Genomic DNA, 15,350 nt, shown 5'->3' with positions numbered 1-15,350 from the left:
TCGCGGCGTACAGCTTTGCCCACAACGCCGTCCGCCAAGGAACGGCATCGGCCTGCGGCCGTTTTCCCGGATCGAAGACAGCGGGGAAAGCAGATGCTGGATATCGCACAGGGGATCTTTCAGCCGCAGTTCCGCTTCGGGCTCGGCGGGGTATCGCTCGGGAACGAATTTAACAAGCATACGGACAAGGAAGCAGACGACACGCTGGAAGCGGCGTGGGAGGTCGGCGTCCGCTACTTCGACGTGGCGCCATGGTACGGCTTCGGACTGGCCGAGCGGCGCTTCGGACGCCTGCTGCACGGCAAGAAGCGCGACGAGTACGTGCTTTCCTCCAAGGTCGGGAAGCTGTTCAAGGCGTCGAAGAACAACCGGCACGCCGAGATCTACCCGTTGTCGGACTCTCCCAACGACATCGTGTTCGACTACACGGCCGACGGCGTGCGCCGCTCGATCGAGGACAGCCTGCAGCGGCTGGGCGTCGACAGCCTCGACATCGCGTTCGTGCATGACATATCACCGGACTTCGCGTTCTTTCCGAATGGCTGGGAAGAACAGTACGAGATCTCCCGCAAAGGCGCCTTTCCCGCGCTGTCGAAGATGCGCGATGAGGGCATCATCCGGGCCTGGGGCATCGGCGTGAACACGCCGCTGCCGATACTGAAGGTCATGGAGGACGCGGATCCGGACGTCTGTCTTTGCGCGCGCCAGTATTCGCTGATCGACCATGCCAGCGCGGTGAACGAGCTCTTCCCCGCCGTCCGGAAGAAGGGCATCTCGCTCGTGATCGGCTCCTCGCTCAACGCCGGCTTCATCTCGGGCAGTCCGCGCTATAACTACGGCAAGAAGAACTACGTGATCCCCGCCGAGGTCATCGCAAAACGCGCCAAGCTCCAGGCCGTGGCCGACCGACACGGAGTGGACCTGCGCACCGCCGCGCTCCAGTTCTCCGCGGCGGTCGACGTCGCAGTCTCGTTGGTCGTCGGCGCGCGCAGCGGCAAGCAGATCCTGGAGGACTGGAATTCGCTGCAGGCCAAGATGCCGCCGGAGTTCTGGCAGGAGTTGAAGGCGCAAGGATTGATCGAAAAGGAGGCAACCGTTCCATCTCCCCCGGAATGACGGCCGGTCGGCCGCGGAGGAACGCTCCCGGCATCGGTTCGTTGGGCACCTTGTGGCTCAGGAGAACGGGATGACAGATCGAGATAAGGATTCCCTGGCCGGCACGGCCAAGCAACTCCTCGCCGAGATCGTCGGCGACGGCAAGCTCGCGGCCGAGGGCTCTCGCCAGGCCGCCGCTGCCAGGGCAGCCTCGGCCCCGGAAGAGGCGGGTCGTGCAGCACCCCAGACGGAGACTGCCGCACCTCGAGACCAGCCGACCGCTCGCTTTGAGGCATCGTCTGGTGAGGAAAACAGGTTCGTCGCTCTGCTCGGACTCGCGGCCCTCAAGGTCTGGGCGGATCTTCCCCGGGACGCGCAGGAGCGCCTGTTCGCGGCCGCGGTCGACGATGGGGTGATCGCGAACGATCTTGCGGAATTCCTGCACGACCGGCATCCGAGAACTGCACATCCACCGTCGCCGACGCGGTTCGCATAGCGGGCCGGCGATCGGGAAGGAAAGGCAGATGTCGCTGAAGCTAGGCAAGCCGAAAATGACGCCCTCTGCGCCAAGAAAGGACAAGGAGCGCGACTTGCGCAAAGTCGTCGTCGAAGACGCCGACAAGACGGAAGGCAAAGATCGCGATCTCGTTCACGGCGACGGCGGAACGCTCGGCATGGACGAGACCTCAATCGCGACGACTGATTTTGGGATCTCAGGAAAGCATAGCAGCGAACAAACGACGGGCTCCGCTTCAAGGTACCGTCGTTGCCGTCTCGATCGACGACAAGCATCGCTTCGGCAAGACGCCCCGCCTTTCGGTGACCCTCATCGCAGGCCTCGGCGTCGAAGGCGACGCTCATTTCGGGACTTTCGTGAAGCATCGCTATCTGGCGCGACGAAATCCGCGAACTCCCAATCTTCGCCAGGTCCATCTTCTTCCCAGTGAACTCTTCGCCGAGCTTCGAACAGACGGCTACGATCTCGGCTCAGGCGATCTTGGCGAGAACATCACGACGGCCGGTCTGGACCTCGAGAGCCTAACTTTCGCGTGTTTCCAATCGACTCACCAGTGTAGCGACCATGCTTGAATGCGTTTCGATTGGCCGTCCTATCCGCGCCCTTCAATCCTACAGTGAGTCGCCTCATCTACTCCCGGCTTCGGATTCCGATCTACGCCGGCACCAAGGCTGCCGGGCTGGAGATTCCCATGCTGAGCTGTAGCCTGTGCGAGCCGGAACTGGCGATCGTCGGGGCGGCATCGGCCGGCTGTATCACGTCGTCGGCCTATTTCGAGAGCATCCGGCTGCCGGAGAACCGCGCCTTCGTAGCGCGCTGGAAGGCGCGCTATGGCGAGGACAGCAGCCCCTCCGTTGACGGGCAATCTGCCTATGTCGCAGTCTATCTGCTGGCGCGCGCGCTGCAGCGCGCGGGCACGTCCGACATTGCCGAGGTGCAGCGCGCCGCGGCGGGATATCGCTACAATTCGCCGCAAGGACCGGTGTGGATCGACGGCGGCAACAATCATTGCGTCCTTACACCGCGGTTGGCCGTATCCAATCCGCACGGACAATTTGATATCTTCTGGGAAGCCGACGCGCCTGTTAAGCCTGATCCTTACCTGACGCAGCTCGACGTTGTCGCCAGTCCATCGAGGGAAACCTCGGCGGGCGGCGCATTGCCGAATGCGCCGCATTTGCGGGTTGTGAAATGAGCAGACCGTCTTCATTTTCGCTGCGCGGACGCAAGGCGCTCGTCGCCATTAAGGACGAACGCGATGCGACCATCGTGCGACGCCAGTTCGAGCGCCTCGGGATCGAGTGTGTTGCATGGACACCAGGAGAGCCCGTCGACTTCGCACCGGATCTGTCGCTGATCGACGACGAGTTCCTGCCCTTGCTGCAGCCGGCGCAACGCGCGTTCCTGGCACGATCCCCTGTCATCGCGCTGCTCGCGCACCGAGACCCCAAGCCGCCTGAAGCTGGTGTTCGAACTCGACCCAGCTTCGTTCCTAGTGAAGCCGTTACGATCGGCCGGCATCTATGCCGCGCTCGTCATGGCATTCGAGCGAAACGAACGCACAACCGAATTGAAGCAGCAGATCCTCAAACTCGAGCAGCGCCTGCGGTTACGTCGCGTCGTGCTTGCAGCCGTTCTCCAGGTGATGCATTCGCATTCGCTCGCCGAACCTGCCGCGTTTGCGCTGATCCGCAGAGCCGCTATGGAGCAACGCAAGACAATCGAAGAACTCTCGGCGGAGATTACGGCAAGGGGCCTGCTACCGCGCGCAACGGGTTAGATCGCCTCCAGCTGCGGGCGGGCGTGACAGGCCGCAATCTCCTATGCCCCGCTGGACTCGTTGGTGTTGCATCGTCACATCGAGAAGATGAGCCGTAGCACGCGCATCGCATAGCGATCGATGAGCTCTCAACTGATTGACACCATCGGGCAAACTCTGGTTTCGGCTTCTGGCCGCATAGTTGACATCCCAACGGCTGTAGCTGCGGTCTGCTATTTGAGACAAATCAGGCATCCATCTCCCGTCCAGCGCCCAACTGATAAGCTTTCGTATGATAGCTTATCAGTCGGAAACGCGGTCGAGTATTGCGGGTCATCCGAGTTTAGAGCAGCAACTCGATGGAGGGAGAGAACCTGGCCTCGAACCTTCTCCGCTCCATCAAAGGACGCCCATCTCAGACTGGGGTTAAAACCAAATAATTTTGTGAGGTAGTCGTCCGTTAAGAAGCGGAATTGAGCGGGGCCGGACAGGCGCGCGTGCGCCAGAGCTGGGTCAGGAACAGGCACAAGAGTTCTCTGAGCCAGGCGAGGATGCGGCGGAAGTTGTGGCCGACGGCAGAGAGGATGACGTTGGCCGCATCGCCAGCGCGGCCTTTGAGATAGCAGCGGCCGAGGTGGCCATCGGTCTTCAGGTGTCCGATGATGGGTTCGATGGCGGAGCGGCGGCGCAGCTCGCGCTTGATGACACCGAAGACGCCGCGCTTCTGGCCAGAGATGAAGATTCGGCGGGGATTTTGTGTGTCGTGGCCGCGGTATCCCTTGTCGACATAGGCCCGCTCGATCGCACAGCCGGTGAGCGTCTCGGTGCGGTCGATGACGTCCCGCAAGGTGTGACCGTCGTACGGGTTATCGGGCAGCGCCCTGACGTGCAGCACGAACAGGCCACCGGGAGCACGGCGGTTGTTGGTGACGAAGGAGGCTTTGACACCGAACTCGTAAGGCGCGGCTGCTTTGCCCTTGCCGATGCACTCCACCTCCGGGGCGTGGAAGGAATAGAGCTTCCAGCCGCGCTGGCGCTGCTGCTGCGAGCGGATCTGCGAGGCCCGGCCAAGCGGGAGGGCGAACGCGTTCTCGAGCACGGTCTGACCTTCGATCTTGCGGCGGATATCGCGGATGATCCGGCCCAGTCGACTGCGCAGAATGCGCAACTGCCGCTGATGCCGCTTGAATTGCTTGGCATGGGCGTAGCGCCCCGCCATCATTGCCGCGGTCTTGGCAATGCGAAGATAGGACTGCCGCAGCCTGACCCCGTGCTTCCTCGCCAGTCGATTGAGCCCCTTGATCGCCGCGTGCAGCAGCTTGGCATCGGTCGGGAAGGTGATGGCCTTCGGCTGCACGGTGGTATCGACCGTGACCCGCTTGAGGTCCTGGCCGCGTAACGCACCGGCCTCGTGCGCCACCCGCAAGCTCTCGGCCAGCAACAGCTCAAGCTTGTCGCCGAGCCGCTTGCGCCAATGGCTCAGGTCCGAGCGCTCGTGCGGGAACGCGTGCTGAAAGAACACTTCGCCGGTGAAGTACTGGAAATACGGGGTCGTGGACCCAACGCTCGCACACCCCCTCATCGGACAGGCCGTAAATGTGCTTGAGCAGGAGTAGCCCGATCACGAAGCGGGTTGCGATGCCCGGCCGACCGTTCTCGCTATAGAGCGGCGCGATCTCGCCGTCGATCCAGTCCCAATCGACCTTGCCGGCAAGCTGAACCAGCTCGTGCTTCATATTGATGATCTGGTCCAGCTTGGCCCGGAACAGATCGCCCGATCCCGTCGTCCTGTGCTTCTTCGGTCGCATCGCCACCTCCGATGCGACGAGGGAATCATGACTGGCGATTCGACGGAATCCTGAAAATCAAATTGCAAGGTTCCGATGCCCCAAGCATCAAAACCCTGCAATCGCAAAACAGTCCACAACGACAAATGCGATTCTAGCTCAATCGCTTAGCCGCTCTTCACGGACGACTAGGTAAGGCGTCCCGGGAAGGACCGGCCGTCATTCTTGCGCTTCGCGGGTTTATACGCCAGGCAACCGGGTTGCTGAATGTCAGTGCCCTGATCCGAAAGGCTTGAGGGCACCGTACTCGCGAGTGCTCAGCATTGACGTCCAAAATGCTCGCTCTCTTCAGGTTTCGCGGAACGCGCGCGAGAAGCTGTCGAGGAAAGGCTTCATGATGTACTCGAAAAACGTGCGCTCTCCGGTCTTAATGTAAACGTCTGCGGGCATTCCGGGCGTCGGGATGAATTCAGGCATTCGCCTGAGAATATCGTCCTGGTCCAGGCGCACCCGAACCACATAGAATTCCCGACGGGTGTCACCGTCGGGACGGGTTTCGGTCTTCCCCTGCATTTGCTCCGACAAGGCGTCCGCTGACACGTAGATGACGCTCGCCCCCACCATGGGTGTGACGCGCTGGTTGAGCGCCGACAGTCGTACCAGCGCCTCCTGACCTACGCTCACATGCGAAATGTCCTTAGGATTCACATGTGCCTCGATGAGGCGCTCGTCCCCGATCGGCAGGAGCTCAAGGATCACGGCACCAGGAGAGACGACGCCGCCCGGTGTATGGAAGTTGTTCTTCACCACAATACCTCGGACCGGCGAACGGACATCGACCCGATCGACCACATCCTGAGCGGCGCGAATCTGCTCCTCCGCATCGTCCAGCTCCGCCTCGGTCTCGCGCAGCTCCTTGATCGCGTCCCGAAGCACCGCCGCGTGGAGCTGCGCTATTCTTTCGTTCGCCTGAGCGATCCGCTCCTTCGAATCGGCGATGCGGCCGAGATACTCGCCGAGGTCGCCCCCGAGACTCGCCTCTGAGCGTCGCAACGCTAGCACATCCGACTTGCGGACCAACTGCTGACCAAGAAGCGAATTCTTGTCCTTCAGCTCTTCGGCGAACAAGGCAATACGGTCTTTGGTGGACTGCACTTGCGCCTCATATCCGCGGATGCTTTCCTCCAGCCCAGCGATTTGCTTTAAGAGTACGCTTTCCTCGGCCACCCGACTGGCCCGGCGTGCCCAAAGTTCGGCACGTTGCCGATCAAGAATCGCTTTGATTTCCGGATCACGCGCGCTCTCGCTGAATGCAGCCGGAGTTTCGATTGCGTCCGAAGAGCTCATTTCGGCTTCTAGACGCGCCTTCATGGCGAGCAGTCGATGCTTCTTCAAAACCAGCCGTTTCAGCTTGGCGTTGGCAGCGGTATCGTCCATGCGAACGAGGATCTGGTTGGCCTCGACGACATCCCCGTCCTTGACTGCAATCTCGCGGATGATGCCGCCCTCGAAGTGCTGGACTAGCTTGTTTTGCCCGGTAGCCACGAATGTGCCCGAGGCGACGACCGCACTATTGAGTGGGGCGACTGCGGCCCAAACGCCGAAACACCCGAGCCAAACAACAAGGATGGCGAGGCCGGTGAAGATGGGCCATTTGGCGCTCAGAGGAACACCGCGGTACCACTCGCCGATGTCGTCCTTTACCGCTCTCATGCTGTCCTCCCGCGCCGGTCACCCGCCCGAGGATTCGATGCGTTGCGGCTGCTCCGGCTCATCTCCGCCGGCCCTGCCGGGCGACCGAACCAGGCGATGCAACACGTCGCTCGGAGAGCCGAATGCTTCCGCGCGTCCGGCCCGCAGTATGAGTACTTTGTCCACACTGTTCAGTAGCGCCGGTCGCAGGGTTACGACCACCGCGGTGACCCCCCGCCTCTTGGCGCGCTGCAGGGTCTCGGTCAGAGCCTGCTCGCCCGCCGCGTCGAGATTCGAGTTGGGCTCGTCGAGCACGACAAGGGACGGATTACCGAAGAAAGCCCGGGCGAGCGCGATGCGCTGTTTCTGTCCTCCCGAGAGGGGCCCACCGCCGCGGTCGAGCACGGTCTCGTATCCTTGCTTCAACTGGCAGACCATGTCGTGAATGCCCGACAACATCGCCGCCTCATAGATGCTCTCGTCGGGCAAGTCGTCGCGCATGCGGCAGATATTCTGCTTGATGGTCCCGGGAAATAGCTCGACCTCCTGGGGCAGATAGCCGCTATATTCCCCGAACTGGCGGCGATCCCAGTTGCGCAGCTCTGTTCCGTCCAGCCTGACTTTCCCGGCTGTCGGCACCAGACAACCCACCAGAATGCGCGCGAGAGTCGACTTGCCGGATCCGGACGGTCCGACGATGGCCAAAGATTCTCCGGGCGCGAGCTCAAGCGACACACCATTGAGCACCGGCTCCTTCGAGGCCGGCGGCAGATACAAGACCCGATCAACGCTCAGGCGCCCTTGCGGTCTGGGCAAGCGCAGCTTGGGCGCCTCGCGCTGGAATGACTCGACCGCCTGCTTTACGCGGGCATAGGCCGATCGCGCCTGAACGCAGCTGCGCCATCCCTCGATCAAACCCTCGAGCGGCTGCAGAGCGCGGCCGGCGATGATCGAAGCCGCGATCATCATGCCCCCGGTGATCTCGGCGTGGAGGGCCAGATAGGCGCCGGTGCCGAGGATCGTGATCTGGGCCACGAGCCGGACGAACTTCGACGCACCGCTGATCCAGAAATTCCGATCAAGGGCCTGGCTCTGCACCGTCAGCGCTGGCGCCTGGCGGCGCCCCCAGTGGAGAATGCTTTCGCTCAGCATTCCCATCGCATTGATCACTTGCGAATTTCGCGCCAGGGACTCGGCCCGCCGCATCGGCCTCGGCGGCATGCAGGCCTGCCTCGCTCAGACGCTCCGAGGTCGCTTTCTGGTTGATTAGCGCAATCAGTGCGAGCGCCAAGCCCGATACGACCGCGATCCAGCCCAGATGTCGGTGAACGAGGAATATGACTCCGAAGTAGAGGGGCGAGAGTGGCGCGTCCATCAGTAGAAGCATGATAGGGCTCGAGATGAAGCCCCGCACCTGGTGAAGACTGCGGATCGCCTGGATGGTTCCGCCCTCGCCAGCCCTGGCGTTGTTGATGCTGCTCGCCAGTACTGCGCCGCCGAGCACTGCCTCCATCTTGGTCGCAAGACGTCCCAGGACCTGCCGACGCAGAATGTCGACGATCGAGAGGATACCGATGAACGTCAGCGCGAGGGCCGAGAGCATCAGCAGTGTCTCGAGACTGCGGCTCGTCAGCACACGATCGGATATTTGAAAAAGGTAGATCGGCAACGTGAGCATCAGCAGATTCACAACGACCGAAAATGCCGCGACCGCTATCAAGCTAGTGCGCGCGACCGAACGCCAAGTGGCCAGTGCGTTGACAGGTCCGACATTGTCGCGGGCCTGGTCGTTGGATACGACGCGAAATTGAGCTCCGGACTGGTTGCGCGGCGTATCGTCCAGTGTCTCGACAGCTGTCATGTTTGCCTCCTACTAGAGGATGGCATCGTGAGTTCCAACGTGATCGATCGGAGTACTATCCACGCTGTCGGGAGGCGGCGGCGCGGGTTTTTGGACATCGGCGGCCACCGGCGCCGAAATGTCTTGAGCCGATACGGCGTCCGACTGAGACACGGCAGTCTGGGGGGGCGCGATGTCGCTGCTTAGAGCGACGCCATAGTCTGTATACTGGGTTCCGTTGAACAGCGGATCTGCCGGAGGCGGTGGCGCATCGTTCAACGCGATCACATCGCCCGCGACGGCGGTTGTCGCAGCATTCGATGTGTCCGTCACAACGTTCTCCGGGGCACTGGTCACGGGATCCCGAACTCTCGATCGATGCGTCAGTCGTGGTGGCGAGCGTCGAGTCGGCCGATCCAGGAGTTTGAGCGCTGCTGGTGTCCGGCGCGGCCGGCTGTACCGGCTCGGTCGCGGGGCTGCTGAGCGAATCTCCGGCGCTGGCGAGCACCGGCTCGCTCGTGCCCGCGACCGGCGCCGCACTCGCCGAAGCATCGCCAGCCACACTCCCCGTGTCGGCCGGTTGCGACAGATCGCTCGGCGCATCGGTCGGCGCCGCAGCTGTTGTGGCGAGCACCGGCTCGCCCGTGTCCGCGACCGGCGCCGCACTCGCCGAAGCATCGCCAGCCACACTGCCCGTGTCGGCCGGTTGCGACAGATCGCTCGGCGCATCGGTCGGAGCGGCAGCCGTTGTGGCGAGCACCGGCTCGCCCGTGTCCGCGACCGGCGCCGCACTCGCCGAAGCATCGCCAGCCACACTGCCCGTGTCGGCCGGTTGCGACAGATCGCTCGGCGCATCGGTCGGAGCGGCAGCCGTTGTGGCGAGCACCGGCTCGCCCGTGTCCGCGACCGGCGCCGCACTCGCCGAAGCATCGCCAGCCACACTGCCCGTGTCGGCCGGATGCAACAGATCGCTCGGCGCATCGGTCGGAGCGGCAGCCGTTGTGGCGAGCACCGGCTCGCTCGTGTCCGCGACCGGCGCCGCACTCGCCGAAGCATCGCCAGCCACACTGCCCGTGTCGGCCGGATGCGACAGATCGCTCGGCGCATCGGTCGGAGCGGCAGCCGTTGTGGCGAGCACCGGCTCGCCCGTGTCCGCGACCGGCGCCGCACTCGCCGAAGCATCGCCAGCCACACTGCCCGTGTCGGCCGGATGCGACAGATCGCTCGGCGCATCGGTCGGAGCCGCAGCTGTTGTAATGAGCACCGGCTCGCCCGTGTCCGCGACCGGCGCCGCACTGACCAAAGCATCGCCAGCCACATCCGGGGGCTGTGGTACATCACCAGGCGCACCGTTCTCCGTAACCAGTGCCGACTCCGCGATCTCAAGAGCAGGCGCCGAACTATTAAGGGTGTGAACACCGGTGCTGTCCGATGCAGCTGTTTGCGACAACGCGGTCGACTGACTCTCTGAACCCGTCGTCGGGCCAACCACCTCGTTGCTCAGCGTGCCCATGTTGTCGGCCAATGTCGTGAGCGTCGGCTGTGCCGCCTCGACAGGCGCAATCGTTTCAGCCACGTCGCTGGGCAGGGTGCTGACGGTGTCGGTCGCCGTCGCGAGCGCCGGCGGCACCGCGGCCTCGACCGGCGCAATGGTGCCGGCCGCGTCGTTGCTCAGCGTGCCCACGTTGTCGGCCAATGTCGTGAACGTCGGCTGTGCCGCCTCGACCGGCGCAATCGTTTCAGCCGCGTCGCTGGGCAGCGTGCTGACGGTGTCGGCCAATGTCGTGAGCGTCGGCTGTGCCGCCTCGACCGGCGCAATCGTTTCAGCCACGTCGTTGGGCAGGGTGCTGACGGTGTCGGTCGCCGACGCGAGCACCGGCGGCACCGCGGCCTCGACCGGCGCAATGGTGCCGGCCGCGTCGCTGGGCAGCGTGCTGACGGTGTCGGTCGCCGACGCGAGCACCGGCGGCACCGCCGCCTCGACCGGAGCAATCGTTTCAGCCGCGTCGCTGGGCAGGGTGCTGACGGTGTCGGTCGCCGACGCGAGCGCCGGCGGCACCGCGGCCTCGACCGGCGCAATGGTGCCGGCCGCGTCGCTGGGCAGCGTGCTGACGGTGTCGGTCGCCGACGCGAGCACCGGCGGCACCGCGGCCTCGACCGGCGCAATCGTTTCAGCCGCGTCGCTGGGCAGCGTGCTGACGGTGTCGGCCAATGTCGTGAGCGTCGGCTGTGCCGCCTCGACCGGCGCAATCGTTTCAGCCGCGTCGTTGGGCAGCGTGCTGACGGTGTCGGTCGCCGTCGCGAGCACCGGCGGCACCGCCGCCTCGACCGCAGCAATCGTTTCAGCCGCGTCGCTGGGCAGGGTGCTGACGGTGTCGGTCGCCGACGCGACGAGCACCGGCGGCACCGCGGCCTCGACCGGCGCAATGGTGCCGGCCGCGTCGCTGGGCAGCGTGCTGACGGTGTCGGTCGCCGACGCGAGCACCGGCGGCACCGCGGCCTCGACCGGCGCAATCGTTTCAGCCGCGTCGCTGGGCAGCGTGCTGACGGTGTCGGCCAATGTCGTGAGCGTCGGCTGTGCCGCCTCGACCGGCGCAATCGTTTCAGCCGCGTCGTTGGGCAGCGTGCTGACGGTGTCGGTCGCCGTCGCGAGCACCGGCGGCACCGCCGCCTCGACCGGCGCAATCGTTTCAGCCGCGTCGCTGGGCAGGGTGCTGACGGTGTCGGTCGCCGTCGCCACCGCGGCCTCGACCGGCGCAATGGTGCCGGCCGCGTCGTTGGGCAGCGTGCTGACGGTGTCGGTCGCCGACGCGAGCACCGGTGGCACCGCGGCCTCGACCGGCGCAATCGTTTCAGCCGCGTCGCTGGGCAGCGTGCTGACGGTGTCGGCCAATGTCGTGAGCGTCGGCTGTGCCGCCTCGACCGGCGCAATCGTTTCAGCCACGTCGTTGGGCAGGGTGCTGACGGTGTCGGTCGCCGACGCGAGCACCGGCGGCACCGCCGCCTCGACCGGAGCAATCGTTTCAGCCGCGTCGCTGGGCAGGGTGCTGACGGTGTCGGTCGCCGACGCGACGAGCACCGGCGGCACCGCGGCCTCGACCGGCGCAATGGTGCCGGCCGCGTCGCTGGGCAGCGTGCTGACGGTGTCGGTCGCCGACGCGAGCACCAGCGGCACCGCGGCCTCGACCGGCGCAATCGTTTCAGCCACGTCGTTGGGCAGGGTGCTGACGTTGTCGGTCGCCGTCGCCACCGCGGCCTCGACCGGCGCAATGGTGCCGGCCGCGTCGTTGGGCAGCGTGCTGACGGTGTCGGTCGCCGTCGCGAGCACCGGCGGCACCGCCGCCTCGACCGGCGCAATCGTTTCAGCCGCGTCGCTGGGCAGGGTGCTGACGGTGTCGGTCGCCGTCGCGAGCGCCGGCGGCACCGCGGCCTCGACCGGCGCAATGGTGCCGGCCGCGTCGTTGGGCAGGGTGCTGACGGTGTCGGTCGCCGTCGCGAACGCCGGCGGCACCGCCGCCTCGACCGGCGCAATCACTACCACCACGTCATTGCTCAGATCGCCGACCATTCCAAGCAGGGGAAGGGAGGTGACGATCGACGGGGTAAACGAGTCGCAAGGTACATTAGACCAAATGGATTCGAGCGTTGACCCACCGGGCAATTGAGTGCTTCCGAGGTCGGAATCCGCTGTCAGCGAGTTGACGCAATTGACGCTACTAACGTGGGCCGAGGTGTGAGCATGGAACTTGCAAAAATCGGCATCTTCGCCACCTCCGCCCCCATCCCCCCAGCTCGCAGCGGCGACTGCTTCGCCACGAGCTGTGCTCGGTCTGGGCGCGTCTTCATGCGGCTCCGCCAGGAGCCCGGTCGGATCGAGCTGAGCCGCATGCGTCTCCAACGAGGTGGCCCGCCCTTCGGGCCTTTCATTCTCCGCGCCCGGTTTCGCGGGATCGCTCGCAGGGAGCTCGTCGTTCGTCGCTTGCGGCCCCGCACCTGCCCGAGCGGCTGTCGCGTCTTCTTGCTCGGCCAGTGCGGATTTGAACGGGGCGGCAAGAAACTCTTCGCAGGCAATCAGCGGGGCAATGAAGAATGACCAGGTCAAGAAACTGAAAGAGCCGGATCGCTTGTCAGCACGCTGCACTCCGGCTTCGAAAATCTTCCGCCCTTGGTCGAACAGTTCGCGCTTTTCTACCTGGTGCATGACCGCCGTCCTTCTCGTTCAAAAACCACTCTCGCCCGGCAGCTTTCACTGCCAAGCGAGTCTCTTCGGCATGTCAGGCGTCCGTGTCGTGCGACGTATCCGTCGCCGTGTCGAAATGCCCTACGTCGAAGTAATCCGTTGGGCCCATCAAACCGATGGCGTATTCGAGCGCATCGTCGGAAGACATCGAAGCGAGCGCACCGTGTATGTCACCCGAATGATCGGGACCGTGCGAGCTGAAATCACCGGGGAAATCACCATGGGAGAAGTCGCACTTGGCCAGCACTTCACCAGGACTGCGATCGGTCTCGCCCCTGCCGCCGTCGTCGTAGTCTTTGGGCTGGTATTCGCCGTCCTTGGCGTCCTTCCAACCACCATCGTGCTCTGGGTAGTCACCCTTGCCGTCTTTCGGGTACGCGGCAATGCCGCTAACTTTGGAATGATTGTCCTTGCCGTCGTCGGTTCTCAAGAAGTCGTCGTTACCGCTGTGATCGTCATTCCACTTTGACAGCTTGCCGTGACCGCAGTCGTCGGGCTTGGTTGACGTAGATTCGTCGGATGGGACGCGGGTTCCCGCAAGCTTTAACAGCCCGGTAATGCTTGCAACGCTGCTCAGGAAAGACATTGTTTCGCTCCTCGCTCAGGCGACGAACAAGGCACGTGCATCATGCGCGCGCCCTGCCTGGGCACCACGCCGTCACTCCTACTGTCGCCGAAGCACGCCTTTGGATGCAGCGGCAAAAAATAAGTTTACGCCTCATTCGAGCTGCCGGCGCATCGCCACGAGCTCTCGCCGGATCCACGCCTTGACGGTTCCTACGGGAACCCGGAGGTATTCGGCAATTTCCTCGTGCGTGCGCCCGTCAACGATTGCCAGAAGCAGGCTCGCGCGGCGCTGTGGCTCGAGTTGATCGAGTATGGTTCGCAGCGTCATACTGTCTGGGATACAGGACGCAGGGTTCGGAACGGGCCGCTCCCGCGCGCAGATGGCATTCAATGCGTCGTCCTCGAGCGCGAGTTCGCGCCTGGCGCTCCGCCGCATCTTGAGCGCCGTGTTGCGGACAATCGCGTAGATCCAGCCCCGGGCAGATCCGCGTGCAGGATCGAAGTTTTTCGCATATCGGAGAATCTGCGCGAATGCGTCGTGGATGACGTCCTCGGAGCGGGATCTGTCGTGCACGATACGGTGCGCCATCGCGCGCAACTGCTCCCTTTCCCGGGCGTAAATCTTGCCGACGGCCGATCGCGATCCGGAGGCGCACTCAAGCAGAGCTGTTTCGTAATTAAGAGCCGTCTCGCAATAGCTATCATGCCGCGCTGCGCCGGGGCGAATCTTTGCCTTCGTTAAATCGACGCATTGATGGGGCATGGTCGAGTCACCCCGGTCCTATCTTCACGCGCAGTGCCACTGCCTGCTAATTTAAACACCCTGCATTTAAATGTATTTAAATGATCTCTTTTAAAAAAATACGAAATCGGCTGTCGGCGAACTCAAGTCAGCAGCAGCGCCTTCGTTCCCGAAGTTTTCAAACTTTTTTGCCAATCGCCAAGCCGCGACGGGTGGCGGACCATAACGCGTCGTGCTCGCTTGCCAGGTCGAGGCGCTGAGCAGCGACGCAACTCCTCGGGCCGCCTTCGAAGATGGGAGGCTTCAACACGGGCGCAAAGTCGCATCTATAACTTCGGGGCATGCATCGGATCCGATTTCCTTGATATGCCGTGTAACGCCATCAAGGGTCATTCGGAGCACTTTCAAAAAAGCTAAATTCCAACCCTTCACTTTCCTGCCTCTATCCAACCCGCCTGCAATGCGATCAGCTGGAAGCTTTGTCGTGCCAACAGGCGCGGCGACTGGCGCCATCGAAACAAACTAAAGCGCACCTTGGATCGAGCTCCGCCCCATGGCGTCCCAGCGCGCTTTCCATCTCCGCCGCACCGAACTGATCAGAGTCCAACTCACTATGACGAAACCGCACTGGCTCCTCACTGTAAGACACCTTGCATACGACGTTGCACAATCACGATGCAAACAAGCGTCAAACACGTGCCGCACAGAAAATTTATGCGACAGTGCATCCAGATTGGTCTCTTGCAACTAGTGATGACGTGGCAACCGTTACATCACCGTTCTGCCACTACATCGAAAGGAGACCAAGATGCTAGAGATGACCACTTTTACTCACCCGATCGAACTGTCTGATGAAGAGCTCGACCTCGTGGCCGCAGGCAACGGCGGCTGTGGCTGCCATGATGGCGGATCACTGATCAGAACTGGCGACATCAATGTTCTCAGCGGAAACCAAGTTCAGGTAGGCGTGCTGTCCAACCAATCCCAAACCTTCGTGGGATAAGGGCATGATGCACCGGCGAACCGCTTCTCCATAAGGGGGAGCGGTTCATCGGTATACATCCGCGTCTTGCTGTGGCGGAAAGATACTTCGCGCAGCGCTTAAATATGA

At 63.3% G+C, this 15,350-nt stretch carries 12 protein-coding genes and 1 pseudogene; 5 read left to right on the top strand and 8 right to left on the bottom strand.

Annotated elements, in window-relative coordinates; translation table 11 throughout:
- Positions 1 to 93 precede the first annotated feature (93 nt).
- From ACVWYI_RS12260 to ACVWYI_RS12250, 3 genes are all read left to right on the top strand, one after another.
- Positions 94 to 1,116 (top strand): aldo/keto reductase, encoded by a 1,023-nt coding sequence (locus tag ACVWYI_RS12260; protein WP_456662136.1) that lies wholly within the window; start codon positions 94 to 96, stop codon positions 1,114 to 1,116.
- Positions 1,117 to 1,186: 70 nt separating this feature from the next.
- Positions 1,187 to 1,591 (top strand): hypothetical protein, encoded by a 405-nt coding sequence (locus tag ACVWYI_RS12255; RefSeq protein ID WP_456662135.1) that lies wholly within the window; start codon positions 1,187 to 1,189, stop codon positions 1,589 to 1,591.
- 637 nt (positions 1,592 to 2,228) lie between these two features.
- A complete protein-coding gene (locus ACVWYI_RS12250) occupies positions 2,229 to 2,807 on the top strand; it encodes a transporter substrate-binding protein (protein WP_456662134.1) in 579 nt (192 codons plus the stop codon).
- Positions 2,808 to 2,818: 11 nt separating this feature from the next.
- Here ACVWYI_RS12250 and ACVWYI_RS12245 read toward each other — a convergent pair whose 3' ends face one another.
- Positions 2,819 to 3,052, bottom strand: coding sequence for a hypothetical protein (locus ACVWYI_RS12245; protein WP_456662133.1), 234 nt, complete (start codon positions 3,050 to 3,052; stop codon positions 2,819 to 2,821).
- Between the two features lie 25 nt (positions 3,053 to 3,077).
- Here ACVWYI_RS12245 and ACVWYI_RS12240 point away from each other — a divergent pair, with 25 nt between their 5' ends.
- On the top strand, positions 3,078 to 3,392 hold the full coding sequence (locus tag ACVWYI_RS12240; RefSeq protein ID WP_456662132.1) for an ANTAR domain-containing response regulator: 315 nt from the start codon (positions 3,078 to 3,080) through the stop codon (positions 3,390 to 3,392).
- Positions 3,393 to 3,831: 439 nt separating this feature from the next.
- On the opposite strand, the pseudogene ACVWYI_RS12235 reads toward ACVWYI_RS12240, so the two are convergent.
- The 7 genes and pseudogenes from ACVWYI_RS12235 to ACVWYI_RS12205 form a co-directional block, all read right to left on the bottom strand.
- Positions 3,832 to 5,179, bottom strand: a pseudogene (locus ACVWYI_RS12235) (IS5 family transposase).
- 327 nt (positions 5,180 to 5,506) lie between these two features.
- Positions 5,507 to 6,871: an HlyD family type I secretion periplasmic adaptor subunit gene (locus ACVWYI_RS12230; RefSeq protein WP_247447005.1), complete on the bottom strand. Its 1,365-nt coding sequence runs from the start codon at positions 6,869 to 6,871 to the stop codon at positions 5,507 to 5,509.
- Between the two features lie 18 nt (positions 6,872 to 6,889).
- A complete protein-coding gene (locus tag ACVWYI_RS12225) occupies positions 6,890 to 8,002 on the bottom strand; it encodes a type I secretion system permease/ATPase (protein WP_456662131.1) in 1,113 nt (370 codons plus the stop codon).
- Entirely contained in the window at positions 7,929 to 8,711 is a 783-nt protein-coding gene (locus ACVWYI_RS12220) for a hypothetical protein (RefSeq protein ID WP_456662130.1), read from the bottom strand. The genes ACVWYI_RS12225 and ACVWYI_RS12220 overlap by 74 nt, the downstream gene beginning before the upstream one ends.
- Positions 8,712 to 8,766: 55 nt before the next feature.
- The gene (locus tag ACVWYI_RS12215; RefSeq protein WP_456662129.1) at positions 8,767 to 12,891 is read right to left on the bottom strand and encodes a hypothetical protein; all 4,125 of its coding nucleotides are present in this window, start codon (positions 12,889 to 12,891) and stop codon (positions 8,767 to 8,769) included.
- A gap of 73 nt (positions 12,892 to 12,964) precedes the next feature.
- Complete coding sequence (locus ACVWYI_RS12210; RefSeq protein ID WP_247447008.1) at positions 12,965 to 13,516, bottom strand: hypothetical protein; 552 nt, start codon at positions 13,514 to 13,516, stop codon at positions 12,965 to 12,967.
- 132 nt (positions 13,517 to 13,648) lie between these two features.
- Positions 13,649 to 14,260, bottom strand: coding sequence for a sigma-70 family RNA polymerase sigma factor (locus ACVWYI_RS12205; RefSeq protein WP_354068638.1), 612 nt, complete (start codon positions 14,258 to 14,260; stop codon positions 13,649 to 13,651).
- A 787-nt stretch (positions 14,261 to 15,047) separates the two neighbouring features.
- Here ACVWYI_RS12205 and ACVWYI_RS12200 point away from each other — a divergent pair.
- Complete coding sequence (locus ACVWYI_RS12200; RefSeq protein ID WP_247447010.1) at positions 15,048 to 15,242, top strand: hypothetical protein; 195 nt, start codon at positions 15,048 to 15,050, stop codon at positions 15,240 to 15,242.
- Positions 15,243 to 15,350: the final 108 nt, after the last annotated feature.

The sequence above is a fragment of the Bradyrhizobium sp. LB13.1 genome (assembly GCF_054056815.1).
This window is presented reverse-complemented; position numbering and strand designations above follow the sequence as displayed.

Excerpts from the sequence above, each read along its gene's own strand:
- ACVWYI_RS12260 (WP_456662136.1), top strand. The coding sequence starts at position 94 with ATGCTGGATATCGCACAGGGGATCTTTCAGCCGCAGTTCCGCTTCGGG.
- ACVWYI_RS12255 (WP_456662135.1), top strand. The coding sequence starts at position 1,187 with ATGACAGATCGAGATAAGGATTCCCTGGCCGGCACGGCCAAGCAACTC.
- ACVWYI_RS12230 (WP_247447005.1), bottom strand. The coding sequence starts at position 6,871 with ATGAGAGCGGTAAAGGACGACATCGGCGAGTGGTACCGCGGTGTTCCT.
- ACVWYI_RS12225 (WP_456662131.1), bottom strand. The coding sequence starts at position 8,002 with ATGCTGAGCGAAAGCATTCTCCACTGGGGGCGCCGCCAGGCGCCAGCG.
- ACVWYI_RS12220 (WP_456662130.1), bottom strand. The coding sequence starts at position 8,711 with ATGACAGCTGTCGAGACACTGGACGATACGCCGCGCAACCAGTCCGGA.
- ACVWYI_RS12215 (WP_456662129.1), bottom strand. The coding sequence starts at position 12,891 with ATGCACCAGGTAGAAAAGCGCGAACTGTTCGACCAAGGGCGGAAGATT.
- ACVWYI_RS12210 (WP_247447008.1), bottom strand. The coding sequence starts at position 13,516 with ATGTCTTTCCTGAGCAGCGTTGCAAGCATTACCGGGCTGTTAAAGCTT.
- ACVWYI_RS12205 (WP_354068638.1), bottom strand. The coding sequence starts at position 14,260 with ATGCCCCATCAATGCGTCGATTTAACGAAGGCAAAGATTCGCCCCGGC.
- ACVWYI_RS12200 (WP_247447010.1), top strand. The coding sequence starts at position 15,048 with ATGCTAGAGATGACCACTTTTACTCACCCGATCGAACTGTCTGATGAA.